The sequence below is a fragment of the Psychrobacter sp. CX21 genome (genome assembly GCF_057396255.1).
On record NZ_JBXYJG010000001.1, the window covers coordinates 32429 to 57402 of the forward strand.

A 24974-nucleotide genomic window follows, 5' to 3' on the forward strand; every position below is an offset into this window, starting at 1 on the left:
TAATACTTGGTTAAGATTAAAAAGCACTAATCAAAACTTGAATGTATTGAAGACAACTGCCTCTAAAATAACCTACACAGTAAAAGTGAAACCTATGCTCTTAAAATATATGAACAAACCTTTATACCCCACCTCAGTGACAAGATTAAATGTTGTATTGCCGCTATTAACATTACCCCTATTAACGTTGTGCTTATTAAGTAGCTGCGCGTCAGACACTGCCCTACCCTATGCTATAGACAATACCAGCTATCACGCACAAGGTCAGAGCGAACGTATCAAATCCATCATCCTGCACTACACCGCCGAAAATGAAGCAGACTCCCTTCACATACTCACCACTGCAAACGTCAGCGCACACTACCTTATTCCTATCAATAATGACGATAAAATCTATCAATTAGTCCCAGACCATAAGCGGGCATGGCATGCTGGTGTTGGCGAGTTTGCAGGTAGGCGTATTTTAAACGACACCTCAATTGGCATAGAAATCGTTAATGAGGGCATTAAACAACAATATCGCAATGCTACTAATACGGACAATGATGGCTATCACCCCTCAGCGCATTTTGTCGAGTTTACTGATACTCAAGTTCAAAAGCTGGCTCAGCTTATTGAGCAGTTAACGTCCAAATATGAGATTGACCCTACTCATATCATTGGTCATTCAGACATGGCGCCATCTCGTAAGATTGATCCCGGGGCTAAATTTCCTTGGGAGCGGTTGTATAATGAATACGGCATTGGCGCGTGGTACGATGAAATTGATAAAAGTTACTTTATGCAATGCTCAGATTTTGAATCCGTGACCGTCACCGAGATTAAGCAGCTATTCTCTGATTATGGATATGCAATTAATGATAGCGAGGCGTGGGACAAGCCTAGCCGTGATGTGATATATGCGTTCCAACTGCACTTTAGACCTCAAAAGGTCGATGGAGAAATGGATTTAGAGACTTATGCTATTTTGAAGGCATTAAATAAGAAATATATACAAAATAAATAGGATCTGCGACTTAGCGACAGACCCTATTTAACTTAATTCTTAACGTTAATAGTGCATATAGCGTATAAGCAACCTACAAGCCATAAACCTATAAGTCATAAACCTATAAGTAAATCACTAATTAGCATTAGCAGCTTGATAAATTGGAGTTACTTCAGGAAGTAAAGCCTTAATTTTTGAGATACGTTGCTGAGAGTTAGGATGCGTCGACATCAAAGTAACCACAGCATTGGTACGCCCATTTACTGCTTCCATTTTTTCCCAAACCGTAACTGCAGCGGCAGGGTTATAGCCAGCTTGGGCCATCAAACGTAAACCACCCGCATCGGCTTCTGATTCTTGACCGCGTGAGAAAGGCTTATCGATACCAAGATTGCTAATCATACCTATAGATTCTGAGCTCAAGCCAGTCTTAGACTGAATAGCAGCGCCACCTAGTTGTATCGCCAATCCAGTTAGAATGTTTTGACCTGCATCTTTTTTACTATGTTCCTCTAAAGCATGCGTCATTTCATGCCCAATAATGGCAGCGATTTCAGCATCTGTCAGATTCAATTTTTCCACTATACCTGTGTATACGGCCATTTTACCGCCAGGCATAGCCCATGCGTTTAACTCTGGAGAACGTATTACTGTCAACTCCCAAGTAAAGGGAACGCCAGTTTGGTTAGCGTTTTCAGCATAGGGCTTAAGACGGTCAAATACTTTTTGAACTCTAATAGCCGTGTTCGATGTTCTATCTACAGCTCCCTGACTACTCGCATTCGCTACAACCTGACTATAGTTTCTAGCAGCATCATTATTTAAAGCAGCAGTATTATATCCTGCCATATCAGCTACTGTGGTACAGCCAGCTAGGGCGATAATAGTAGTAATAATTGAAGTTGCTTTTACTTTATTAATAAATTTCAAAAGGCGTCCTTAAATGTATATGTTATTTTAAATACTAGAAAGATTTTGATTTTAAACGACGAATTTCAGTAATCAAGAAATTTAAAACCAAATAATGTATGTAAAAAAAGTTACTTTTTATATTGATTATCACCAATTTTAAATTATCATAATATTAGTTAACAGTCTACTAAGATCATTTTAATAATCAATAAATTAAGTTGTAGTTATAATCAAAAAAATGTAAGTTTACTTATAAAAATTAAGTTTACAACATGACTTTTACAAAAATAAGTTAGCCACTAAGTGACTCACCTTTTAATATCAACCTACAGTTGGTTCAATTTGGCGCCAGTACTAGGAAATCGAGTGACGATGTATACATTGTACATATTGTACATCGAGCGAAATTGACAATGTAATGGCTTTGAAGTTAGACAACTGCTTAACGAACAAACGCTCTTGCATTACGGAACATCCGCATCCACGCGCCGTCCTCATCCCATTCTTCAGGCTTCCAACTGTGATTAATGGCCCGTAAGTTACGTTCAGGGTGTGGCATCATAAGCGTGACACGACCGTCTGTACTACAGATACCTGTTATCCCATCTACTGAACCGTTTGGATTCAATGGATAAGTCTCAGTAGGTTTGCCCTGACTGTCTACATAACGCATCGCTACTTGACCATGATTAAACATGCCTTCGATATCTGTCTCATTTAAAGTTGCTAGACCCTCGCCATGCGCTACCGCAATTGGTAAAATACTGTCTTGCATCCCTTTTAATAAGATAGATTTGGTACGCTCAATCTTGACATTCACAGTACGCGCTTCAAAGCGAGCTGACTTATTGGAGACAAAGCGTGGGAAGTTCTCCGCCCCTGGTATTAAGTCTTTTAATTGCGCCATCATCTGACACCCATTACACACGCCTAAGCTAAAGGTATCGGGACGGGTGAAGAAACGTACAAACTGCATACGTACATCATCATGATATAAAATAGAGTTGGCCCAACCAGAACCTGCGCCTAAGACATCCCCATAACTAAAACCTCCACAAGCGACTAAGCCACTGAAATCACGTAGATCTATACGACCTTCAAGCAAATCGCTCATATGTACGTCTACCGCATCAAACCCCGCACGCTCAAAACCTGCTGCCATCTCTAACTGACCATTTACCCCTTGTTCACGCAAGATAGCTACTTTTGGCTTCGTAGGACGGCTTGCTAAATACGGCTCTTCTACTTTTTGATTTAAGTCAAAGTGGGCTTGAGCGATTAAACCGTGATGGTTTGGATCCGCGATTAAGTCAAACTCTTGCTGTACACATTCTGGATTATCTCGACGTTTGGCAATTTGATAGCTAACTTGAGTCCATGTTTGCTGTAAGTCGCTGCGGTTAAATACAAAGGCGTTGTCAGCTTGATGCAATGGAGTAATTAGGGTTAATTTGTCTTGGTTTGCGCCCCCTACTGGTGTCTCAATAGTTTGACCCACTAGGCTTAGCATATCAGCAAAGTTATGCTCTTCTGAAAGTGCCATGATCGCTTCAACATTTTCTGGCAATACCTGAATCACAGCGCCAAGCTCTTCGGCAAATAGCTGGCCTAAAAGGTTTTCATCAGTTAAGTTTAGATTTATCGCCATACGATTGGTAAACTGCATTTCAGCAACCGTCGCTAATAACCCACCATCACCAATATCATGATAAGCACTGATAACACCTTGTTCGTTACCTGCTTGGACAAAATTAAAGAAGTTAATTAAGTCTTGAGGACTGGCCAAGTCTGGGCATTCGTTGCCAAGCTGACTTTGGGTTTGCGCTAGTATTGAACCGCCCAATCGGAACTGACCGTTTGATAAATCTAATCGGTATAAGGCAGAATCGGTATTTTTTAGCTCTGGCGTCAACGTCTTGTTGACATCAGTGACTGGGGCAAAAGCAGTAATTACCAGACTCATTGGGCTCACGACAGATTTTTCTTCTCCCTCATCGGTCCAGCCAGCTCGCATAGATAACGAATCTTTGCCAACTGGGATAGCGATACCTAAGGCTGGGCACAGCTCTTCACCGATAGCATATACTGCATCAAATAAAGCGGCATCTTCTTTGTCTTCACCGCAAGCGGCCATCCAGTTTGCGGATAACGTAATGTCTGAAATCTTATCAATACGAGCACCCGCAATATTGGTAATGGCTTCAGCGACTGCTAAACGTGCTGAAGCAGCAGGGTTTATTAACGCTACGGGAGGACGCTCCCCCATGCTCATGGCTTCACCGGTATCTGCCAACAGACCTGAACTGGTCACAGCACAGTCTGCGACAGGTACTTGATAACGACCTACATACTGATCTTGAGTAACCATACCGGTGATAGAACGGTCACCAATACTAATTAAGAACGACTTACTAGCTACTGTTGGATGACGCAGAACATCATGCACCGCTTGTTTTAAATTAAAGCTTTCACCCAAACCTGCTAGATCTAACGGTGGTAATTCGACAGTTTCACGTTCAAACGAACGCTTCATTTGCGGAGTACCGCCAAGCAGTACTTGCATAGGCATATCTACTGGCTGATCTTCTAGTAAGTCATCGTCTACCTGTAGATGACGAACGGTAGTGGCTGTGCCTAAAATGGCGTATGGGCAGCGTTCACGTTTGCAAATATGATCAAACAATGCTTCGCTATCAGGGTGAATCGCCAATACATAGCGTTCTTGTGCTTCATTAGACCAAATGGCCATAGGCGACATGCCCGCTTCGAGAGAAGGTATGCGGCGTAGATTTAAATGCGCGCCCATATCATGATCATCGACAAGCTCTGGCATGGCATTAGACAAGCCGCCTGCACCCACATCATGAATAGAAACAATTGGATTGCCATCCTTACCTGAATTACTGGCTCCTATATCATCACCAGCCAGAGACCAACAGTGGTCAATAACTTCCTGACAGCGACGTTCCATCTCAGCATTGTCTCGCTGAACCGAAGCAAAGTCTAAACCTTCATCCAGCTCACCACTATCAACAGAAGATGCTGCGCCGCCGCCCAGACCAATTTGCATCGCAGGACCACCCAGTACGATTAACAAGTCACCTTCTTGGATACTGTTTTTTTCTACTAAGTTGCGTTTAATATTACCGTAACCGCCTGCAATCATCATTGGCTTATGGTAGCCTCGCATCTGGCTGCCATCTTGATCTTTACTGGTATCTAATTGGAAAGAACGGAAGTAACCACAAAGGTTAGGACGCCCAAATTCGTTTGAGAAATTGGCCGAACCTAAAGGGGCTTCGGTCATTATCTCTAAGCTTGAAGCCATACGATCGGGCTTACCATAGTCTTTACTATTTACCTTACCGGACTGCTCCCACTTCTCTGGTAGATCAGGTAGGTGTAGATGGGAGACGTTAAAACCAGTTAAACCTGCTTTAGGTTTGCCTCCGCGACCAGTAGCGCCTTCATCTCGTATCTCACCACCTGCACCGGTTGAAGCACCTGCGTATGGTGCAATGGCCGTCGGATGATTATGAGTTTCCACTTTCATTAATATATCGATGTTTTCGTTATGAAAGTTGTACTGATGCATCTCGGTAGATAAAGCATCTTCACCTAACGACCTGCCCATTTGTACGGTAGGTAACGGATAAAAACGCTGGGCTTTAAAGCCTTGCATAACCGCTGCGTTGTCTTTATAAGCCGACAGGATTCCTTGAGGATTTTTCTCATGCGTGTTACGAATCATTTTGAACAATGATTTCGGTTGCACTTCACCGTCAATGGTCCATTCTGAATTAAAGATTTTATGGCGACAATGCTCAGAATTTGCTTGAGCAAACATCATTAATTCAACATCGGTTGGATTGCGATTTAATTCACCTTCAGGATTGGTATACGCATCCATTAAGTAGTCAATATCTTGACTTGATAAAGCAAAACCAAACTCTTGGTTAGCTGCTTCTAGCGCACTACGGCCTTTACCGATAACATCAATTTGGTTTAATCGAACTGGACTATGATCATCAAATAACTGCTCAAGTTTTGCAAAGTCGTAAACTAAACTTTGAGTCATGCGGTCATGCAATATTTGTTCGGCTTGTTTTGGAAGTTTGTCTGATGCAACGTTAGGTAAATTGTCGCCAGATAAGGTAAAGACAATGACTCGCTCGACCCGTTCAACCTTAAGCTCACAATTATTAAAGATATCTGTTGCTTTACTAGACCAAGGTGAAATTGTACCAAATCTAGGGCTAACAATAACTTGGCTTTGTCCAGCAGCTGCCTCCATTCGTTTAACTTCAGTACCATGATTTAATAAATCTAAGGCTTTTTTATGCTCGGTTTCGTTTAATTCACGCGATAAGACATAAATTTGCTGGGTATCTATACTTGATATTCTCAATGACGTTTGGTTATTTAACTGATCAATCAGTTGTTTGGTTTGAAAGTCGGTTAAAAAACGGTGTCCGGCGAGGATCATCATAAGGCAATTTCCGTAATTATAAGCACTATTAGTAAAGTCACTGTCTAGTAAAGTCACTATCTATTTAAGTCACTATCTATTTAAGTCACTGTCTATTTGAGTCACTATTATTAAAAGCGTATTATAACAAGAAGTGACTGACAACGGCTAAAGAACCGATAACAATTTCTAATTCATTTAATGATTTAGAATTACTCAAAGCATTATTATTTTACAAAGTCTAACATCGTATTACGTGCTTTAACTACGAAATGTCATAGTATTTATCTACACTTAAATCGGCATACAATCTAGCCAATAAATTTATTTAAATAATTCGAATAACTTTTGACTTATCATCAACTCAAAACCATTAAATAAAGGATTTATATATGAGTAAGCAAGATAATATTGATACTATTAAAAAAATTATCGACAATGTTAAGTACGCTATGTTTAGTACTGTGAATGCTAAAGGTGATGTTCACGCCTGGCCTATGACTACTACTAAAGCAGATTTGGAAAACCAAGTTATTTGGTTCATCGGTGATAAGTCGTCTGATATCGTCGGCGATATGAAAACCAACAAAAATGTTGGATTGTCGTATGCTACGCCTGACGAAAAGAACTTTGTATCTATAACTGGTGATGTAGAGTTAGTTGAAGATAAACAAAAGCTAGAGGAGCTATGGTCACCTATCTACAACTCATTCTTTGAGCAGGGTAAAGAAGATGAAGATGTACAGTTAATTAAAGTTATACCACGCGGTGCTGAATTCTGGACTAGCGGTAGCTCAGTGATTAATGCCTTTAAGATGGTAAGCGCTATGGTCCAAGACGGTAAAACTGCTGAAGATATCGGCAATAATGGTACGGTAGACTTTGACTAATTGGATGTAGTAAATATTTAAAATAATCTATATCTAACTAATCTACTTTAAGCGCTCTAATCTATTAAAGATTTGAGCGCTTTTTTTTAGTTAAAGAATAACCAAATTTGTTATAAAAGTATTAATTAATAAATTGATGATAATAGATGCACTTATCAAAAACTCGTAGAAATTAAATATAAACTTTATACTAATTTTCCTTTAAATGTGGCCAAGCTGCTTTTAGATAAATCATCATCGACCATAGGGTTAATATCACTGCAGCAATCATAAGTATGTAGCCTAAGATCTCTAGGGACTCAACATTTAAAAGTAATACAGTAATCGCCACCATTTGAAAAGTAGTCTTGAGCTTTCCTACGAATGATACAGCCACACTGGTACGTGCGCCAAGCTCTGCCATCCATTCCCGCAGCGCTGATACTGCAATTTCACGAGAAATAATGACTATAGCTGCTATCGCCATAATGATGTTTGGATGCCATTGTACAAGTATAATTAAGGCAGCAGCGACCATCAGCTTATCAGCGACGGGGTCTAAAAAGCGTCCAAATGCAGACACAATATTCATTTTACGTGCCAAATAGCCATCTAACCAATCTGTAATTGCAGCCAAAACAAACAATAAGGTCAAAATAAGATGACGTAGCATACTATCGCTAAACGCATCCATGTTCATGCCTATATTTGCAATGGCGTTATCTGAAATCATGGGAACGCCTATACCTAGTGCGGGAGGCCAGTAGGCAATGGCAACAAACAACGGAATCATCAAAATTCGAGCAATGGTTAGATTGTTCGGTAAATTAAAGATGCTATTATCTTTATTGGACTTTAAGGTAGATTGAGTCATGATTGAGTTAGAGTTGCTTATTGTTGAAAGAACGCATATAAAACGGTGTGTATTTAGGACAATAATTTCAGTTAGCTTAGCATTTATATAAAATTTAAGTAAGCCCTAATACTGTTTATGGAAAACAGCACTTTACTATCAAAATTTAAAGATTTGAGTCATCCAAAATTCAAAGATTTGAGTCATAAGTTTAATCTTTGGCTACCCATCTTAGTAACTTATTTGAACTAGTAACTTATTTAAACTAGTTACTTATTTAAACTAGTTACTTATTTAAAATAAGCATCGAAGCGGAGCACATTATTACTCCAAGTTTCACTGGGTTGACTGCCGGCAAATAAAGAAGCATTTATAGGACGCTTAACCACTACTCGTCCTCCTTTGACCACACTATTTAATGAGTGTTTTAATAGCTTATCTTCTTCGTCTTTAGTAGGAGTAACTGCAATATTATGCAATACTTGCATGTGTTTACCTACCTTGGCACCTTTACCAGTGGTAGTATTTTCATAACTATCTTGTGGAAACATTGGGTCTAAATAAACCACATCAAAATTCACAAGCGATTGTACTAAACTAGACTTATCAGCAGTCATATATTGCACTGCATCCCTATAGATAATGTGCAGTCTAGACATAAGTTTTGTCCAGTTTTTTTGCTCCGACATAACGTGTTGCTCATAATATAACAGTAAAACCATCCTAGGATCGCGTTCTAACATGGTGACTTTAGCGCCTGTACTCGCTAATATTAAACTATCATGACCAAACCCTGCAGTAGCATCTAAAACAAGACTTTCGGCAGTTAATTTACAGGCTTGCAATAGCATCTCAGATTTTCGTCCGGCAGTAACTACTCGTCGCTGTAAACTTTTCCATTCTGGCGATACGCTGATTTGCTCGGTCAATAAAGACAACTGTAACTTTTCATCAATAATAAACACAGGCTCGTCATGGGTTTCACTAATTTGTTTACGAACTTTTTGAGTTAGTTTTTGCTCTATGACTTTATCTTGAATAATCAATGGCAGTTTTAAGTTTTCACAAAACTGCCGTAATAATTCGATACTTAAGTCAGCATGATCGCAGATAGCGGCTGGATAAATAAGAGTGATCTTATCGTCATAACCTATATCGATCATCGCTACCTTTTAACCTCTTCTAGTTTTGTATTACTAACCTTGAATGGTATATCCAAACAACCAAGCTACAAATAGTACAATTACTCCAGTAATAATCCGTAACCAAGCAAAAATCGTAAAGTCCCTACGACTCACCCAGTCTACTAACCAACGAATACAGACTAAAGCAACTACAAAAGAAACTAGAATGCCGACACCTAGTACTATCCAGTCTTCAGACGTAGTTAAAGCTTCTTTATGCTTTATAAAGTCCAATAAGCCTGCACCGATAATAACGGGAATCCCTAAGAAGAAAGAAAACTCTGCGGCAGCTTTGCGAGAAACCCCTAACCACAATGCACCAATGATAGTTGAACCCGACCGCGATGTTCCAGGAATTAGCGCCAAACATTGAAATAACCCAACCATTAACGCCGTTTTCAAGCTAACCTCTTCTGCTTCTTCTGCTACTACAGGAATAGGTTTACGCTCAACATAGAAGATTAGCAATCCTCCCAATATAAGCATTATGGCTACAGTATAAGGGTTAAATAAATATTGTTTGATCTGATCGGCCATGGTAAATCCAACAATCATTACTGGAATAGTAGCTACTATGAGACTTAGACCTAATTGACGTGGATTTTTAAGGGCGTTCGGCCCTTCAGATTTACCAGTTAACAAACCCATTAGAGCATGCCATAGACGCCCCCAGTACTCATAGATTACCGCTAAAATAGCCCCTAGCTGAATCACAACAATAAAAAGATCGGCCTTTTCTTTGGTCCAAAAGTTCATTAAGTCCGCAGATAATATCAAATATCCGGTACTAGATATGGGTAGAAATTCGGTAATACCTTCAACAATACCCATGATGATTGCTTGCAATATTAGTAATAAATCCAAAACTCTTACTCACTTATATTAGGTCAATTTATCGATAGATTAACGCTTTTGGATTGATCTAAGCCTTACCTTGTTCCTTTAACGTCTTCCATGCATTATTACGTAAATAAACAGGGAGGGCTTCTGCTGCTGGCACACCGCCAATATCAAAGAATTGTCTAATTCCTAGTCTTGCAATATCGACGGCAGTGGGTGTGATATCAGATGCAACTTTTTGACTCTCTTGAGCTACTAACAGTTCTGCCCCATTACCAAGGATGGGTATCGAGCTTTTGGTTTTACTATCATAATCTAAGAGTGACTCCTCTGTACCCTCTACAAGCGTCATCACTCCCATATCGACACCATTCGCATTATACTCAGTAAACTCATATTGACCAAAGTAGACCTGCTTCATACGAGCATCTAACGCAGTATAAACATGGGTAAAATCATATTTGCTATGTGCTGCCTGTGCAATTGCCGCAAGACTAGACACACCGACACAGGGCAAATCATGAGCAACAGAAAGGGCTTGAATAACAGCGGTATTTATACGAATACCACTAAACGGTCCTGGCCCGCGATTAAAAATAAGCGCTGTTAAGTCATTAAGCTTTATATCTGCTTGCTGCATTACTGTGTCAATCATTGGCAGAATTTGCTTCGTTTGCTCACGTTTACCTACTTGAGTATGACAGCTTAAAACAGTCAGCTCTTTTGAAACTGCCGCTACAGAGCATTGATCAAAAACGGTATCTACGGCCAAAAACATAAGCGTCTCTTTTTAAGTATCTGTTTTTAATATCTGTTTTTAATATCTGTTTTTAGTATCTGTTTTTAGTGTTTCATTTTAAGTATTTCTTATCGCATGTATTATTTCGCAATAAGGGTTTATCTCTGGATAATATAACCATTTAATTGAAAAATACCAGATAACTTAATGTAAGTTATCTGGTATGACGCTGTTCAATCAAAAAATATAGAGAATAAACAACGTGTAAAACTAAGAGCTACTTTAATTTATTGATATTCATACAGTTATAAATAACCAATCAATAAAACTATCTTGGTAAGTTTGCTGAAATTTGGCTTAAAATTTCATTAATTTCAGAATTAGCTTCTTGTTCTTTATCCAAACCACCTGTTGGCGTTAATTGATTGAATACTTCTGGTAATAATTCTGAGATGCCTTGACGAACTTCTGCTTCATCCGCGCCAGTTTGCTGAGCAACTTGCTGAATTTCGTGACTATCAAATAAGCGATTAACTTCGTTTGGATCTAAATTTTCATTTTGCTGATTGGTACTCATCCAAGATTGTACTTGATTGCTATGACCCATACCTTGAATCTTTGATAATGCACCTGATAATCCGCCGTTGCGCTGTATCCAGCTTAATACCATGGGCATCAGTGCGGCAACCAACATACCTTTACCGCCGCCCATACCCGAACGGCTCATACCGCCTGAACCACCGAGCACACTACCTAGGATAGACCCAAGTCCACCCGCACTATTGCCACCCATTTGGCTATTCATCATACCTCCAAGCACATCGTCCATGCCAAAGCCATTACTTGCGCCACGTGTATTGGTTTGAGCGCCGCCGCCAAGCACACTTCCTAATATACTGCCCAGCCCGCCTGATTGACTACCAGTAGTACGCTGATTAATAGGATTGCGTCTTGCGTCTTCTGGATCCATTGCTTGACGTGCAACCTGGGTAATTAAGTTTCCTAATAGGCTCATGATTTCTCCTTGGTTTTATTTTAAATAGGTCTAACAAACGATATGACCATATCTGCTGTAAACATCTAATCAATTTGCGCATCTAATTAGTGAGGCAGATATCTTCTTTTAGTTTGCTTTAATTGTAATCTATTAAAACAGTTATTTATTTATAGAGCTATCGATTTATAGAACTATCGATTTAAAAAATATCGATTTATAAATCACTTCAAAAACAAACTATATCAAAACCACAAGTAAAACTCATTAATAAGTGCTAATTATCTACTTAATACAAACATATCCTTTAGATTAAACCAATATTCATAAAGCTTGTTGAATTTAACAACTTAATAACTTTGCATAGTTAGAACTCAACTTATAACTAATGCACTTTAATAAAGCTCGCTTACCAACGGCTTAACACCTGTAGTCTGCGCCACGACTCATTATTGACTTGATCTCGCCACAGAACTATCGTCTTTTTTGACGGCATCGGATGGACAACGTTGAACTTTAACTGAATAAAATTGCCGAAGCCTTTAATATCAGTAAGCTCCATCTCCCACAATTCTTTATTATTACGGCCGCTGAACAGTATTTGCCATTTGCTTTCAAAGTTATCCACATTAGGACTAGTAATGTGCAAAATCGGCATCTCAGGTTTTTTAATCATCATATAAGTGATAACACTAAATATAAGCAGTATTGCTCCTACCCACCATGTGCCAGTTATGACCATACCCATAACATTGACTATAAATAAATAGCCAATACTATAATATTTAACCATTCGGCTCTGAGGATATACTTTGGCATCTATAGTATTCATTGGCAACAAACATAAACTTTTTAAATATGAATAAACGTTTAATATGTATAAACGCTCAGGCCTAAGAGAGTTTATCCCCATGTTGAATATTTTTTAGTTTTAATACCAAATCAGCGACTTCTGGCTCATTGGGGGTGTCTTGATTCATAAAAAAGTTCAGCAAATCAGGGTCTTCATAGGTCAATAACTGAGCAAATGCCGCTTGCTCGTCGCTATCGGATGTCAAATAATGATCCTTAACGTAGGGATCAATATAAAAATCGAGCTCTTTTAAGCCGCGACGTGCTTGATAAATAATACGGCGCTGTTCATTAGTCGGTTCTGGTTTACTGGACAAAATAATACTCCTTAAATGAGTCTTAAATTCATGCTCTATTATATGACTGATTTAATTAGTCGTTTAACAGACCTTAATTATAACGTATTAAGAATATCTACCCATTAATTATTTAGTTGTTGCCATAATGCTAAGCCCTGCTTGGTTAGTCCCACGTTATGAGTACGAACAATACTTACCCCTTGCTGAACTGCCAGTAGCGCTGCGGCCATCCCCACACCGTCTCGATCAATGGCGTGATGATTATCAAATGCAGGAGCTCCAGAGCGATTCAATACTTCTCCTAAAAATCGCTTGCGTGAAATACCAAATAAAATAGGGAACTTTAAATCATGCAGCGTACTAATTTGATTAAGTAACCCTTTATGGTGCGTATAATTTTTTGCAAAACCAAACCCTGGGTCAATAATTATATTGTGCGGTTTTATTCCTGTCTCTAATGCTAGCTGAATGCGCTCATCAAGCTTTTTAATCACTTCATCTACCACATTTTCATAATGGGCTTTAGCATTCATCGTAGTAGGTTCACCACGCATATGCATCAAAATAACAGGAATTTGAAGCTTGGCTGCCATTTGCATAGCGCCATCTTTTTTTAGTGCACGTACATCATTCCATATATCGGCACCGGACTGTACCGCTTTTTCAATAACGACAGGAGAGCTGGTATCAATAGACAGCCATATCGATTCACCAAAGCGCTTACGTATGGCTTCGACTACGGGTACTACCCGTTCACATTCTTCCTTTTCAGCAACCACGTCTGCATTAGGTCGAGTAGATTCACCACCGATATCAATAATGGCTGCCCCTTCATCCAGCATTCGGTTACAATGCTGTAGTGCGTTGTCTATATTGTTGAATTGTCCACCATCAGAAAATGAATCAGGGGTAACATTAAGTATGCCCATGACATGAGGCTTGGATAAATCCAATGTCTTATGCGAGCCGCTATTTGTAGTAACCGATAGGACGGTATCTGGAAGGTGATGTAATTGCATAACAAGATTATCTTTTAGTCATAAGATTAGCTAGGATATAGATGGCGAATAATTCTAAGTATATAAGCACCTATGTTCAATAGTTAGCTATTCTAACAGATATTTAATTCTATCCTAATACTCCTACCGCTTAAAAACGATCTCATAGCGTTTGTGTCATAGTTAAAGATATTACAGTTAGATATTAATAAAAGAATAGACAAGCTTAAAAAATAAAAAAGCCTTCTCAGTTGAGAAGGCTTTGACATAAAGTATGAAAATATTCGACAGTTAAGTTACATCGCTGGAAGCGGTGGCGGGGTTGGACTGCTAGTTGTCGCCTCATCCTTTTTTGGAGTAACGTCAACCTCTTGATAATCTCTTGGTTCACGTGGCTCTCGACCTGCCAATATATCTTGCAATTGATCTCTATCGATGGTTTCCCACTTCATAAGTGCATCAACCATAGCATGCATTTTATCTTTATTAGCTTCTATGATTTCACGAGCGATATCATATTGCTCTTCTAATATACGGCGTATCTCGTCATCCACTTTCTGCTGAGTGGCTTCAGAAATAGTACGTGTCATACCACCAAAATAACCTTGAGAGCTATCCTCTTCTTCATAGACCATAATGCCTAGTGCATCAGACATACCATATTTGGTAACCATCGCACGTGCCATCTTAGTAGCCCGCTCAAAGTCATTAGAAGCCCCAGTGGTTTTTTGATTCACAAATACTTCTTCAGCAATACGACCACCAAATAATATGGCGATATCGTTTAGCATTTTAGACTTATCCATACTAGTTTGGTCAAATTCAGGTAGCTGCCAAGTTACCCCCAATGCCCAACCACGTGGCATGATCGTAACTTTATGCACAGGATCTGTTCCAGGAAGCATCTCAGCGACTAGTGCGTGACCTGCTTCATGATAAGCAGTAGAACGGCGTTCTTCTTCCCGCAATACCATAGACTTACGTTCAGGACCCATGTATAACTTATCTTTAGCATCCTCAAAGTCATTCATATCAACACTAGACTTATTACGGCGCGCAGCGAACAACGCAGCTTCATTAATAAGATTGGCAAGCTGAGCACCACTGAACCCTGGCGTACCACGTGCTAAAGCATTTACATTCACCCCAACGGTATTGGGTAGTTTGCGCAAATGAACTTTAAGAATCTCTTCACGGCCTTTAATATCAGGCAATCCGACATGCACTTGACGATCGAAACGACCTGGACGTAATAATGCTTTATCTAGAACATCTGCACGGTTGGTTGCAGCTATTACAATAATACCATCATTGCCTTCGAAACCATCCATCTCAACCAATAATTGGTTGAGGGTCTGTTCACGTTCGTCGTTACCGCCGCCCATACCTGTACCACGGCTACGTCCAACGGCATCGATTTCATCAATGAAAATAATACATGGTGCGTTCTTTTTAGCTTGCTCGAACATATCACGAACACGTGAAGCACCGACACCAACAAACATCTCAACAAAATCAGAGCCTGAAATCGAAAAGAAAGGTACTTTAGCCTCACCAGCGATGGCTTTTGCAAGTAAAGTCTTACCAGTACCTGGTGGGCCTACCATTAGAATACCTCGTGGAATGGTCGCACCAAGCTTAGTAAATTTGTCCGGATCTTTTAAGAAGTCGACAACTTCCACAACTTCTTCTTTTGCTTCTTCAGCGCCAGCGACATCATCAAAATTAACCTTGATTTGATCTTCGCCAAGCATTTTAGCTTTAGATTTACCAAAGCTCATTGGGCCACCCGCTTTACCGCCAGCACCGCCTTGCATGTTACGCATGAAGAATAAGAAGATACCTATAATAAGCAAAACAGGGAAGCTTGCGATTAATAATTGCATCATCACGCTTTGACGCTCTGGTGCCGCACCCTGAATTTCAACATTATGCTCACGTAAGGTAGGCATTAACTGATCATCTGCTACGGGCGGAAGAATTGTCTCAAACTCTGAGCCATTCACTTTTTCACCAGTGATTTGCTCACCGTCTATTTTTACGCTTTTTACCTGATCTTCAGTGACTTGAGTTACAAACTCAGAGTAATTGAGCGCATCTGGCTCATTACCGCTATCAAAGTTGCTAAATACCAGCACTAAAACGCCGATAACAACCAGCCACAATAAGGTATTTTTTACCATGTCGCTCACAAGCTATACCATCCCTTACTTTTTGATGTATTCAAAATTATGTCTAATTTACCATTATATCACGGTGCACACTTACAATGACGTATCGTCACCTGCTTTATACATCTTGAATATGTTTCTGTTGTTTATATATAAAAATCAATCTATATAAAGCTACGTTTAGCGAATTGATTTAAACGATATATGTAAAATTATTGGAAAAAATTTAGGATAATTTACTAGAAAAAAAATTTAAGAAAGCTTTTATCTAGCAAAATGTATCTTATATTTATTTTATCTAATACTTACTTTATTAGGTCACTATGATAAATAATCAAGAACATAATGCACTTTTATCCTCTTCAACACTTAAATGGACTTATTTTTTTGGGTCTTACATGGTGGGTGTAATGATTAGATAGCTTCGTTTATTTGGTCGCCACCCAAAACATCTCTTTTGAACGTGCTCGAGAAGCGGCAGGTTTGATACTGCGAACTTTTGAAAACTGCGATTGCATATCGTTACGAAGTGCTTGAGTGCCTTCACCCTGAAACACCTTCATGATGAGCGAGCCCCCTTTAGGCAATACTTTTAGGGCAAAATCTACCGCGAGTTCACACAAGTAAATCATTCGCGGTTGATCCACAGCTTTGTGACCACTGGTATTAGGGGCCATATCTGATAACACCACATCCACTTCTCTATCGCCGACTTCTGCCATTAACTTATCGAAGACTTCCTCTTCTCTAAAATCACCTTGAATAAATGTGACATTTTCTAAAGCATCCATCTCTAATATATCTGATGCAATAAGTATGCCTTTATCTCCTACCAATCTTCCAGCGACTTGTGACCAACTGCCAGGCGCACTGCCAAGATCGACAACGGTCATGCCTTTTTTAATGAGATTGGTTTTCTCATTTATCTCTAATAATTTATAAGCAGCACGCGCACGATAACCCTCTTTTTGCGCAAGATAAACGTAATGATCTTCAAGATGCTCTTTCATCCAAGCTTTACTACTTTTGGATAAGCCTTTATTTGTAATACGAGTAGCCACAACTCTCTCTCAGTTTCAATGGATGTGATACTTTATCAAAACATGACGTATGCTAAGAATTAAATATTAATTTTACATCAATCGCTTAAATGACGTAAGGGTAATTGCATGGGATATTGAGCTTTCATATAATATTTAATGAGGTATTAACTAAAGTCAAAAAAATCTCAAATGGTTACAAGGCATCCGAGTGAAAGTACTACTATAGTAGGCTTAAAAAAAGCTAATACCTTATCCGTTTAGTATTTCGCAGACTATACAAGATTCAATGCGGATATTCATTAAATAATATTAGATCTTAAGCAGTCGCTTGTTTTTATTATTATTTATTGACTGAGCTAATAATTATTCAACAAACCTTATATGCAATTTTATACAATTTTCATTATACTAGGCGAGCTTTGATTAGAGTTATTTACATTGTGACTTTAATTGAGGCAAGATCGTAATTATGTGAGTTTAATTGCATATCGTTTATAGAGAACATATAGCTACGATCATATAGCTACGTTAATAAAATATTTAAATCATCTAATCAAATGGCTGATCAAGTTAGGCCTAATAACCAATACTGAGATTATATGAGTAATTCAAACAAAGCAACCTCTAAACTAGACACCACTGAGCTGCGCCGATTAAAAGGCATTGGCCATCACTTAAAGCCCGTTGTAACCATCGGCGGTAATGGCTTGAGTGAGTCCGTAGTTGATGAGCTTGATCGGGCTCTTAACGATCATGAGCTAATCAAAATTAAAACTCCTCCAGGCAGTAAAGAAGAAAGAGAAGCATTTGGCGATGAACTGGCAGCAAAGACAGATGCACAGCTTATTCATAGCATTGGTCGTATGGCACTACTTCTTAGACGCAATCCGAATGCAAATCCTAAGCTTTCAAACCTTATTCGTTACAGTGAATAAATCATTCTTAGTATCGTATAAAAAACGACTAAAAAGACTGCAATAAATTAGCAGTCTTTTTTTTGGGCTTTACTTATGCTTAAGACTAAAGCTTAAAACTTGAGTTTAGTGCAGATTAGTTTAGGGTTAGCCTTTATTAAAAAGTTAAGGACTACATATAAAAAAAGCTCAGCAAATGCTGAGCTTAATTTTTGATGGACTGTCTTTAGATTGCTTTAATTAAAGATATTTAAATCAACGATAGCTGTTTAAACCTTTAAATAATCATTTTTCTAGATAACAATTAATCAAAATAGCTATTGTTCAAAATAACTATTATTCGTCCATAGCCAAATAAATGCCGCTGTTTGAAGCATTATCCATATAACGGGCATCACGCCATGTTGTATAAGAATAATTTGCGCTGTAAGGACTCTTCTTAGCTTGACGGAAATCAGAAACCCAATTATTACCATCGAAAATTTGAATATGACCGTGTGGATGTTTTGCAGAACGGTTATAGACTACTACATCCCCTACTTGAGGTGCAGAGTTATTGCTAATTTTAACAAATCCAGCTTGCGCTAAAGTTCCGCGAGTTGCGTACTGATAAGCCGATGGGTTTGGTGTAAAGCTATATCCAGCAGCTTGTAATGCTTTACGTACATAACGTGCACATAAGCCAATCGTTCTAGAATGAGCTGCTCTTGCAGCACGTGCAGCAGCAATCGCTGGTGGTGCTGAGCTATCAAGCTGATTTGAGTAACGAGACGGGTTATTTGCGGTAGTCGCAAAAGATGTCGTCGCATACTTTTCATTTAATTTTTCAGCCAAAGCAGATAATTTATCTTCTTTTTGCTGAGCTTGAGCACTTAATAGCTCAAGATTTTGTACCCGTTGAATATGACTGTTAGTCGGCGCTAAGGTTGAGATTTGATTAACCCTAGTAATTTCTGCTGAATTCAACAGGGGCGTAATAGAAGTATTACTAACTGATGCTAATGGGGTGCTTGGTTGGTATGTATGTTGAACAGATGCATTTACTTGAGTGGCACTAAGACCCATTAACGACAAAATAATAAGTGACTTTTTCATAACGCTCCTAAAATTAAACTTTTAATGAGCTGCTTAACTTACCTGTCTAACAGCTATTTGATTTCATTTATGACTCAATTAAATCATTAAAGTCAAAATAATATTACGAAATATAAATACATCTTTATTCACTATATCGAGTGTACTTAAAAGTGGCTAACTAACCTCGTAAATCCACTTAAGTGACATATAATGAACAATCGATTATTCTATATCTATACTCAAAAACTTAAGCCAAAACTAAATCATAATTTGTTTATGATAATACTAGGCGATAACTTATTAATTATATTTGAGAATCAAGATGAACAATAAAGTAAAACCTAATCATTTAGCAAAGCGTATTGATCATCAAAAATCTTCAGCATCTTCTTTACCGAAGACATTAGGTGATCAATACTTGAGGCTAAAAAAACTAACTGCTGAAATTAAAACCTTATTCAAATTTGGATTACCAGAAGAGATTTTAAATTCGTTAACAGTAGTTAAATACGAAAATGAGTGTTTGGTAATTTCAATCCAGTCTCAAACTGCTGCTAATCATCTTAACTATCAGTCTCAAAACCTAATCAATATACTAAAAGAACAATCATTAACATTCAGCCAACTAAAAGATATAGAAGTAATCGTAACTTATTCTGCTTCAATTCATCATAGTGATGGGAATCAAAAACATACTAATCTACATTCCTTGCAATCGACTAAGACTGCTTGTAAAGGTGAAACCCATATTAATCAGGGCTTAACCGAAACAACGAGAAGAACTATAACACACGCATTAAAGCATGTCATTAAAGATAAACGGTTAAAAAGGAGTCTTGAAAGGCTTTTAAAACACTACTAGAACCTATCTGTAAAGTTATTTTTTGTAATAGAGTGTGGCTTTCTTAAGGGGTTTTGTTGGGATTTAGGAATATATTTAGCTAAATTTAATTAATTCAAAGGGCTGATTATTAAGGGTTATTTTGATATGAGACTTTCCAAGTCATTGAAATTAGGGGATTATGAATTAATTCATCAAATTTCCAAAAATAGGTTTACAGTAGAAGTTTACACCTCTATAGATATTTCCAAAATGTTTCTTTAAATGGTATTACACAGTATTAAAAAGATATTAAAAACACTTGAATTTTATAATTTATAGCTATTCGCCATTTCAGTGTTGTCATAAATTGTTACAATTTCAAAATTATTTGGGTTCGAATAGACTTCTTTAACTAATTTATTGTTCAAACCATGCCCTGACTTATAAGCTTTAAACATTCCAATTAGGCTGTATTTTGCTAAATATAAATCCCCAATAGCATCTAATATTTTATGCCGCACAAACTCATCTTTATAGCGCAGCCCATTTTTATTCATAATACCGTCATCATCTAGAACAATAGCATTATCAAGACTTCCGCCTAGTGCAAGGTTGTTGCTTTGCATATATTCTATGTCTTTCATAAAACCAAATGTACGCGCTTTAGCGACGTTTTGTATATAATTTTGGGTAGAGAAATCGAATGTATAATGCTGTGTATCTTTGGGAATACCTGGATGATTAAAAGAGATTTTAAAATCCATACTAAATTTATCATCAGGCATCAATTCTGCCCATTTGTCACCTTCTGTAACACGAACTGGCTTCAATATCTTCATAAATTGTTTGGGGGGAGTTTGCGTTTTGATGCCTGCTTTTAGCAGTAGCTCTATATATTGAGAAGCACTTCCATCCATAATAGGTATTTCTGCGTCAGAGACTTCTACTAAGAGGTTATCAATACCTAATCCTGCTATCGCACTAAGTAAATGCTCTACGGTACCTATTTTGACGCCATCAACGATTAGGTTTGAGGACATCATCGTGTCTTTTACTAAAAATGCGTCAGCATTGATAAATGGCGCATTATCTATATCTGTGCGAACAAATCGTATGCCTGTATTCTCATCACTAGGCTTGAGCGTTAAAGTTACTTCTTGTCCACTGTGTAGACCAATACCGACGACTGAAATGGTGTTTGCAATGGTACGTTGTTTCATCATGGATAAATCCTAATTGAACGGTGCTGTTTTGTTATATTTATGAGTTTACGGCCACTATATTAAAATTAATACTATTATTTGTACTATTACTTGCACAAAAAAAGCCAAGTGTTTGCTTGGCTTTTAACGAGAATAAAGGAGCGTATTATCTAACTTATACTATTCAAAATTGTACTATTCTAACTACTGTAGCCAAATATAGTCGCTACCCACTCCTATTATTCTACCTAGTTAAGTCAACACTGAATTTAGCGATTTTGTTGACGCTTTAAATAATCCTGAATACTGTTTGTTTTGGTTTCAACTTTACTAGCTGCTGGACTATTTGTAGCCGCTTGCTGATGCGTATCAGGTTGATTACTTTGATGAATCTTATAAGCGGATGCATGCTCTTTAGGGTTCACCTTTTCTGCACTCGATGGACTTGGGATATTTTGATTGGGTTGGTTCTTAGACTCATCAAGTGTTAAACCAGTTGCAATAACAGTCACATGCAAATCTTCACCAAGCTTCTCATCAATTACGGTACCGATAAAGATATTTGCTTCTTCAATATCCGTAATGTCATTAACCACTTCAGTAATTTCGTTTAATTCATCTAATGTTACTGATTCTGACGACACCACATTAACGATAAGACCTTTAGCATTTTCTAATAGCAAATTGTCTAATAATGGTGAACGAATTGCTTTCTCGGTAGCTTGACGCGCGCGATCATCACCACTTGAGCGACCGATACCCATCATCGCATGACCTTTGGCAGTCATGGCAGTACGTATATCATTAAAGTCGATATTAATAACACCTTCACTAGATATGGTTTGCGCAATCCCTTGAACAGCGTGCATGAGAACATCGTCTGCTTTCTTAAAGGCATCTTGCATAGAGATATTACCATAAACTTTAAGCAGCTTATCATTAGGGATAGTGATAATTGAATCTACAAAATTTGATAATTGGTCGATACCATCTTTGGCAGCTTTAACACGTTTACCACCCTCGAATTTGAAAGGAGTCGTCACCACACCTACTGTCAGAATTTGCATCTCTTTTGCAATACGAGCAACAACTGGTGCAGCGCCGGTACCCGTACCACCGCCCATACCTGCGGTAATAAATACCATGTCTGAGTTCTCAAGAAGCTTACGAATAGCGTCTTCTTCTTGCTCAGCGGCTTCACGGCCTACTTCAGGATTTGCGCCAGCACCTAACCCTCTGTTGGTATTGGCGCCAAGCTGCAGCTTATGTTCTGCTGTCAATCTATCTAAAGCTTGGCGATCTGTGTTTGCACACACAAACGTGACGCCTTTAACACCTTGTTGTACCATGTGTTCTACAGCATTACCACCACCACCGCCAACACCAAATACGGTGAAACGCGCCTGACCATTATTCAAATCTTGGCTATTATCAGCCATTGTATACTTAGACATTATCACTCCTTGTGGTCACTTCACTTATCTTATTATAAAACCAATAATAAAATGGTGGTGACAGTGAAATATTGAAAATTAAATTATATTTTTAAAAAAACGATTTAGACTATTTTTAATCTGTACAAGCTTGCTTACTTTTAAAGCTTCTGTAGAGCTTTTTTCGCTATTTCTGAATTGTTCACTTTGGCTATATAATAATGCACCAAAAGCAGTTTGCAAAACTCGCTGATTAACTCTTTTATTCAGCTCTTTAATCTTTTCATCATCATTAGAGCTATCATCAGCGGATATAGCGCTGTGCGAATTAGTCATATTAACTTTCAAATTCAGTAAGCGTTTTGAAAATAAAACCATACCATCAATTTGACTACCGCCACCTGCCAATACAATTCCCCGCTCCAGATAATCAATTAAACCTTCGTCGATTAGAATCTGAAACAGCTGTCTATATATCTCAATATAACGTGCTTCTATGATTTGTGCCAACTCTAAATGATTAACGGTTTTCTCATCATCCGTACCTGGCACTGGTATGACCTCAAATCGGCTTGGGTCAATGGTTAATAAATCCACAGTCCCACGCTGTAATTTAAGTTTTTCAGCTTCCGCCATCGTCAGCTCAAGCTCGGCAGATATATCCATAGTTACTTTTGTACCACCTTCTGCGATACAGTGCGTAAAAATAAGCTTGTTTTCTTTGTAGACGCAAATACTGGTCGTGCTAGCGCCAATATCTATTAAGCAGACACCTTGCTGACGCTCATCAAGCATCAAACTATATTCTGCGGTAGAGACCGCATCAAATAGCATATGATCTATCGTAACATCACATGCCTGAATCAGCTTTTGAATATTATTTCTGCTTGCCGCAGGCATCATCATAAGATGGTAAGCAACATTCAATTGATTGGCATGCAGGCCAATAGCGTCATCAACCATTTCATCTTGATTATCAACAAAGATGCCTTGCTGACAGTGATGCATCAAATAATGGGTATTGGCCAGCGCACTACTTTTAGCATTACTAAGCGCATTTACAATATGCTGCGTTTCGACTGAGCCGCTATCTATATTTACTAGCCCCAATGAATTAGCACTTTGAAGCTCAGGAGTAGCATGGGTTAGCCAAACGCTATGAATTCGGCAATTGGCCATCTCTTCTGCTTCAACAATGGCACGTTTGATACTATGTTTTAATTGGTTAAAGTTTTTGATTTGACCTTGCTGAAAAGCCTCAGTCTTTGCTTCTCCAACACCTTTAATCCTAATATCATTAGCAGCAACAATATCGCCAATAACTACATAGACTGCAGTGGCGCTTAAATGAATGACTGCTAAAAGATTTTCAGATTTACTCATAAAGTTAAGAACATATATGTGTACAATAATAATTAAAACGTTTCAAACAATCTAAATTCAGATAGCATCAAAACAACGTGTAAAAGTGTGAAAATAGGTTAACTATACTGAGCAACAGCTTGATCTCTCCAATCTATCACAAATCCATTTTTATATCGCAAATCTACCGAAACAATATCAGCGTGACGATTGGCCAATTGGTTCTGCATTAGATCGCTCAAATTCATCAGTTTCTGAGAAGTTCGTTCATTATCAACAATAACGCGCAGCCCATTATCAAATCGAATAACCCAGGTCATACGCGGTGTCAAGATAATATCTTCAACCTGCATATCAAGCTTACTAAACCATTGATTAACTTGTTGCATTTGCTGCATAATCAGAGATGCCTGCTCGTTCTCGCCTTGAAGCATGATGAGATCATTTCGATCTAATTGAGCTAAATTAACAGGCTGGAATACGTTGGCAGTACTGTCAATAAAATGTTCGCTACCAAACTTAGCAACTGGTGTACGAGGTAATGCTGTAACGACAATACCCTCTCCCCACTGACGCTTAATATTAACTTGGCCAATCCAGTCTTCAGTCATCACTAGACTTTCAATATCTGGTAAGACTGCTGTAAAGAAACTACCCACTTCTTGGTCTGCAAGAACATTGTTTAACGCTTCAAGCTCTGATGTAGTTAAACTTTCAGGGTTGATCACAATGCTCGCTGGCTGACTCTTATATATTTGAACAGAAACTAAGTAAAAGATAATAATAAAAATCAATATGCCTAGGGCTATCCAAACTTTTGGAGATACCGAGTCTTTTAAATTCACCGAGAACTTATTCACAGAAGCTACCATTATATTTATTTAATATACAACATATAATTGTAACGTATTTAGTATTTAAGCGATAGCGCTAAGACTCTTTGCCATGTATCG

Annotated in this window: 21 protein-coding genes; 4 read left to right on the forward strand and 17 right to left on the reverse strand. The window is 38.3% G+C overall.

Features of this window, described 5'->3' with window-relative positions; genetic code table 11:
* Positions 1–94 precede the first annotated feature (94 nt).
* A complete protein-coding gene (locus AC2SLP_RS00115) occupies positions 95–1006 on the forward strand; it encodes an N-acetylmuramoyl-L-alanine amidase (RefSeq protein WP_486534529.1) in 912 nt (303 codons plus the stop codon).
* A 117-nt stretch (positions 1007–1123) separates the two neighbouring features.
* Here AC2SLP_RS00115 and AC2SLP_RS00120 read toward each other — a convergent pair whose 3' ends face one another.
* Entirely contained in the window at positions 1124–1918 is a 795-nt protein-coding gene (locus tag AC2SLP_RS00120; RefSeq protein ID WP_486534530.1) for a M48 family metallopeptidase, read from the reverse strand.
* A 424-nt stretch (positions 1919–2342) separates the two neighbouring features.
* Positions 2343–6389, reverse strand: a complete 4047-nt coding sequence (gene purL / locus AC2SLP_RS00125) for a phosphoribosylformylglycinamidine synthase (RefSeq protein ID WP_486534531.1) — start codon at positions 6387–6389, stop codon at positions 2343–2345.
* 371 nt (positions 6390–6760) lie between these two features.
* Here purL and AC2SLP_RS00130 point away from each other — a divergent pair, with 371 nt between their 5' ends.
* Positions 6761–7258, forward strand: a complete 498-nt coding sequence (locus AC2SLP_RS00130; protein WP_486534532.1) for a pyridoxamine 5'-phosphate oxidase family protein — start codon at positions 6761–6763, stop codon at positions 7256–7258.
* 190 nt (positions 7259–7448) lie between these two features.
* On the opposite strand, the gene pgsA is transcribed toward AC2SLP_RS00130, so the two are convergent.
* From pgsA to AC2SLP_RS00180, 10 genes are all read right to left on the reverse strand, one after another.
* Positions 7449–8111, reverse strand: a complete 663-nt coding sequence (gene pgsA / locus AC2SLP_RS00135; protein WP_486534533.1) for a CDP-diacylglycerol--glycerol-3-phosphate 3-phosphatidyltransferase — start codon at positions 8109–8111, stop codon at positions 7449–7451.
* Between the two features lie 269 nt (positions 8112–8380).
* Positions 8381–9253 (reverse strand): class I SAM-dependent methyltransferase, encoded by an 873-nt coding sequence (locus AC2SLP_RS00140; RefSeq protein ID WP_486534534.1) that lies wholly within the window; start codon positions 9251–9253, stop codon positions 8381–8383.
* Positions 9254–9286: 33 nt separating this feature from the next.
* Positions 9287–10138 carry an undecaprenyl-diphosphate phosphatase gene (locus tag AC2SLP_RS00145; protein WP_486534535.1) on the reverse strand — a complete coding sequence of 284 codons (852 nt, stop codon included), beginning with the start codon at positions 10136–10138 and terminating at the stop codon, positions 9287–9289.
* Between the two features lie 58 nt (positions 10139–10196).
* Positions 10197–10892 carry a tRNA (adenosine(37)-N6)-threonylcarbamoyltransferase complex dimerization subunit type 1 TsaB gene (tsaB, locus tag AC2SLP_RS00150; protein ID WP_486534536.1) on the reverse strand — a complete coding sequence of 232 codons (696 nt, stop codon included), beginning with the start codon at positions 10890–10892 and terminating at the stop codon, positions 10197–10199.
* A 289-nt stretch (positions 10893–11181) separates the two neighbouring features.
* Positions 11182–11868, reverse strand: coding sequence for a YidB family protein (locus AC2SLP_RS00155; RefSeq protein ID WP_486534537.1), 687 nt, complete (start codon positions 11866–11868; stop codon positions 11182–11184).
* 388 nt (positions 11869–12256) lie between these two features.
* On the reverse strand, positions 12257–12679 hold the full coding sequence (locus AC2SLP_RS00160; RefSeq protein ID WP_486534538.1) for a hypothetical protein: 423 nt from the start codon (positions 12677–12679) through the stop codon (positions 12257–12259).
* A 61-nt stretch (positions 12680–12740) separates the two neighbouring features.
* On the reverse strand, positions 12741–13016 hold the full coding sequence (locus tag AC2SLP_RS00165) for an FAD assembly factor SdhE (protein ID WP_486534539.1): 276 nt from the start codon (positions 13014–13016) through the stop codon (positions 12741–12743).
* Between the two features lie 104 nt (positions 13017–13120).
* Positions 13121–14017: a dihydropteroate synthase gene (gene folP, locus AC2SLP_RS00170; RefSeq protein ID WP_486534540.1), complete on the reverse strand. Its 897-nt coding sequence runs from the start codon at positions 14015–14017 to the stop codon at positions 13121–13123.
* 275 nt (positions 14018–14292) lie between these two features.
* Positions 14293–16179: an ATP-dependent zinc metalloprotease FtsH gene (ftsH, locus tag AC2SLP_RS00175; protein WP_486534809.1), complete on the reverse strand. Its 1887-nt coding sequence runs from the start codon at positions 16177–16179 to the stop codon at positions 14293–14295.
* Positions 16180–16595: 416 nt separating this feature from the next.
* A complete protein-coding gene (locus tag AC2SLP_RS00180) occupies positions 16596–17228 on the reverse strand; it encodes an RlmE family RNA methyltransferase (protein WP_486534541.1) in 633 nt (210 codons plus the stop codon).
* A gap of 581 nt (positions 17229–17809) precedes the next feature.
* On the opposite strand from AC2SLP_RS00180, the gene AC2SLP_RS00185 reads away from it, so the two are divergent.
* Positions 17810–18145: a YhbY family RNA-binding protein gene (locus AC2SLP_RS00185; RefSeq protein ID WP_486534542.1), complete on the forward strand. Its 336-nt coding sequence runs from the start codon at positions 17810–17812 to the stop codon at positions 18143–18145.
* Positions 18146–18460: 315 nt separating this feature from the next.
* Here the strand turns inward: AC2SLP_RS00185 and AC2SLP_RS00190 are convergent, their stop codons facing one another.
* Positions 18461–19219, reverse strand: a complete 759-nt coding sequence (locus AC2SLP_RS00190) for a CHAP domain-containing protein (RefSeq protein WP_486534543.1) — start codon at positions 19217–19219, stop codon at positions 18461–18463.
* 304 nt (positions 19220–19523) lie between these two features.
* Here AC2SLP_RS00190 and AC2SLP_RS00195 point away from each other — a divergent pair, with 304 nt between their 5' ends.
* Positions 19524–20063: a hypothetical protein gene (locus tag AC2SLP_RS00195; protein ID WP_486534544.1), complete on the forward strand. Its 540-nt coding sequence runs from the start codon at positions 19524–19526 to the stop codon at positions 20061–20063.
* A gap of 287 nt (positions 20064–20350) precedes the next feature.
* On the opposite strand, the gene lpxC is transcribed toward AC2SLP_RS00195, so the two are convergent.
* From lpxC to AC2SLP_RS00215, 4 genes are all read right to left on the reverse strand, one after another.
* A complete protein-coding gene (gene lpxC, locus AC2SLP_RS00200) occupies positions 20351–21247 on the reverse strand; it encodes a UDP-3-O-acyl-N-acetylglucosamine deacetylase (protein ID WP_486534545.1) in 897 nt (298 codons plus the stop codon).
* Between the two features lie 248 nt (positions 21248–21495).
* Positions 21496–22680, reverse strand: a complete 1185-nt coding sequence (gene ftsZ / locus AC2SLP_RS00205) for a cell division protein FtsZ (RefSeq protein ID WP_486534546.1) — start codon at positions 22678–22680, stop codon at positions 21496–21498.
* A 78-nt stretch (positions 22681–22758) separates the two neighbouring features.
* Complete coding sequence (ftsA, locus tag AC2SLP_RS00210; protein WP_486534547.1) at positions 22759–24042, reverse strand: cell division protein FtsA; 1284 nt, start codon at positions 24040–24042, stop codon at positions 22759–22761.
* 98 nt (positions 24043–24140) lie between these two features.
* On the reverse strand, positions 24141–24881 hold the full coding sequence (locus AC2SLP_RS00215) for a cell division protein FtsQ/DivIB (RefSeq protein WP_486534548.1): 741 nt from the start codon (positions 24879–24881) through the stop codon (positions 24141–24143).
* Positions 24882–24974: the final 93 nt, after the last annotated feature.

Coding starts and splice junctions, on each gene's coding strand:
- AC2SLP_RS00115 (WP_486534529.1), top strand. CDS start 95: ATGCTCTTAAAATATATGAACAAACCTTTATACCCCACCTCAGTGACA.
- purL (WP_486534531.1), bottom strand. CDS start 6,389: ATGATGATCCTCGCCGGACACCGTTTTTTAACCGACTTTCAAACCAAA.
- AC2SLP_RS00130 (WP_486534532.1), top strand. CDS start 6,761: ATGAGTAAGCAAGATAATATTGATACTATTAAAAAAATTATCGACAAT.
- pgsA (WP_486534533.1), bottom strand. CDS start 8,111: ATGACTCAATCTACCTTAAAGTCCAATAAAGATAATAGCATCTTTAAT.
- AC2SLP_RS00140 (WP_486534534.1), bottom strand. CDS start 9,253: ATGATCGATATAGGTTATGACGATAAGATCACTCTTATTTATCCAGCC.
- tsaB (WP_486534536.1), bottom strand. CDS start 10,892: ATGTTTTTGGCCGTAGATACCGTTTTTGATCAATGCTCTGTAGCGGCA.
- AC2SLP_RS00155 (WP_486534537.1), bottom strand. CDS start 11,868: ATGAGCCTATTAGGAAACTTAATTACCCAGGTTGCACGTCAAGCAATG.
- AC2SLP_RS00160 (WP_486534538.1), bottom strand. CDS start 12,679: ATGAATACTATAGATGCCAAAGTATATCCTCAGAGCCGAATGGTTAAA.
- folP (WP_486534540.1), bottom strand. CDS start 14,017: ATGCAATTACATCACCTTCCAGATACCGTCCTATCGGTTACTACAAAT.
- ftsH (WP_486534809.1), bottom strand. CDS start 16,179: ATGGTAAAAAATACCTTATTGTGGCTGGTTGTTATCGGCGTTTTAGTG.
- AC2SLP_RS00185 (WP_486534542.1), top strand. CDS start 17,810: ATGAGTAATTCAAACAAAGCAACCTCTAAACTAGACACCACTGAGCTG.
- AC2SLP_RS00190 (WP_486534543.1), bottom strand. CDS start 19,219: ATGAAAAAGTCACTTATTATTTTGTCGTTAATGGGTCTTAGTGCCACT.
- AC2SLP_RS00195 (WP_486534544.1), top strand. CDS start 19,524: ATGAACAATAAAGTAAAACCTAATCATTTAGCAAAGCGTATTGATCAT.
- lpxC (WP_486534545.1), bottom strand. CDS start 21,247: ATGATGAAACAACGTACCATTGCAAACACCATTTCAGTCGTCGGTATT.
- ftsZ (WP_486534546.1), bottom strand. CDS start 22,680: ATGTCTAAGTATACAATGGCTGATAATAGCCAAGATTTGAATAATGGT.
- ftsA (WP_486534547.1), bottom strand. CDS start 24,042: ATGAGTAAATCTGAAAATCTTTTAGCAGTCATTCATTTAAGCGCCACT.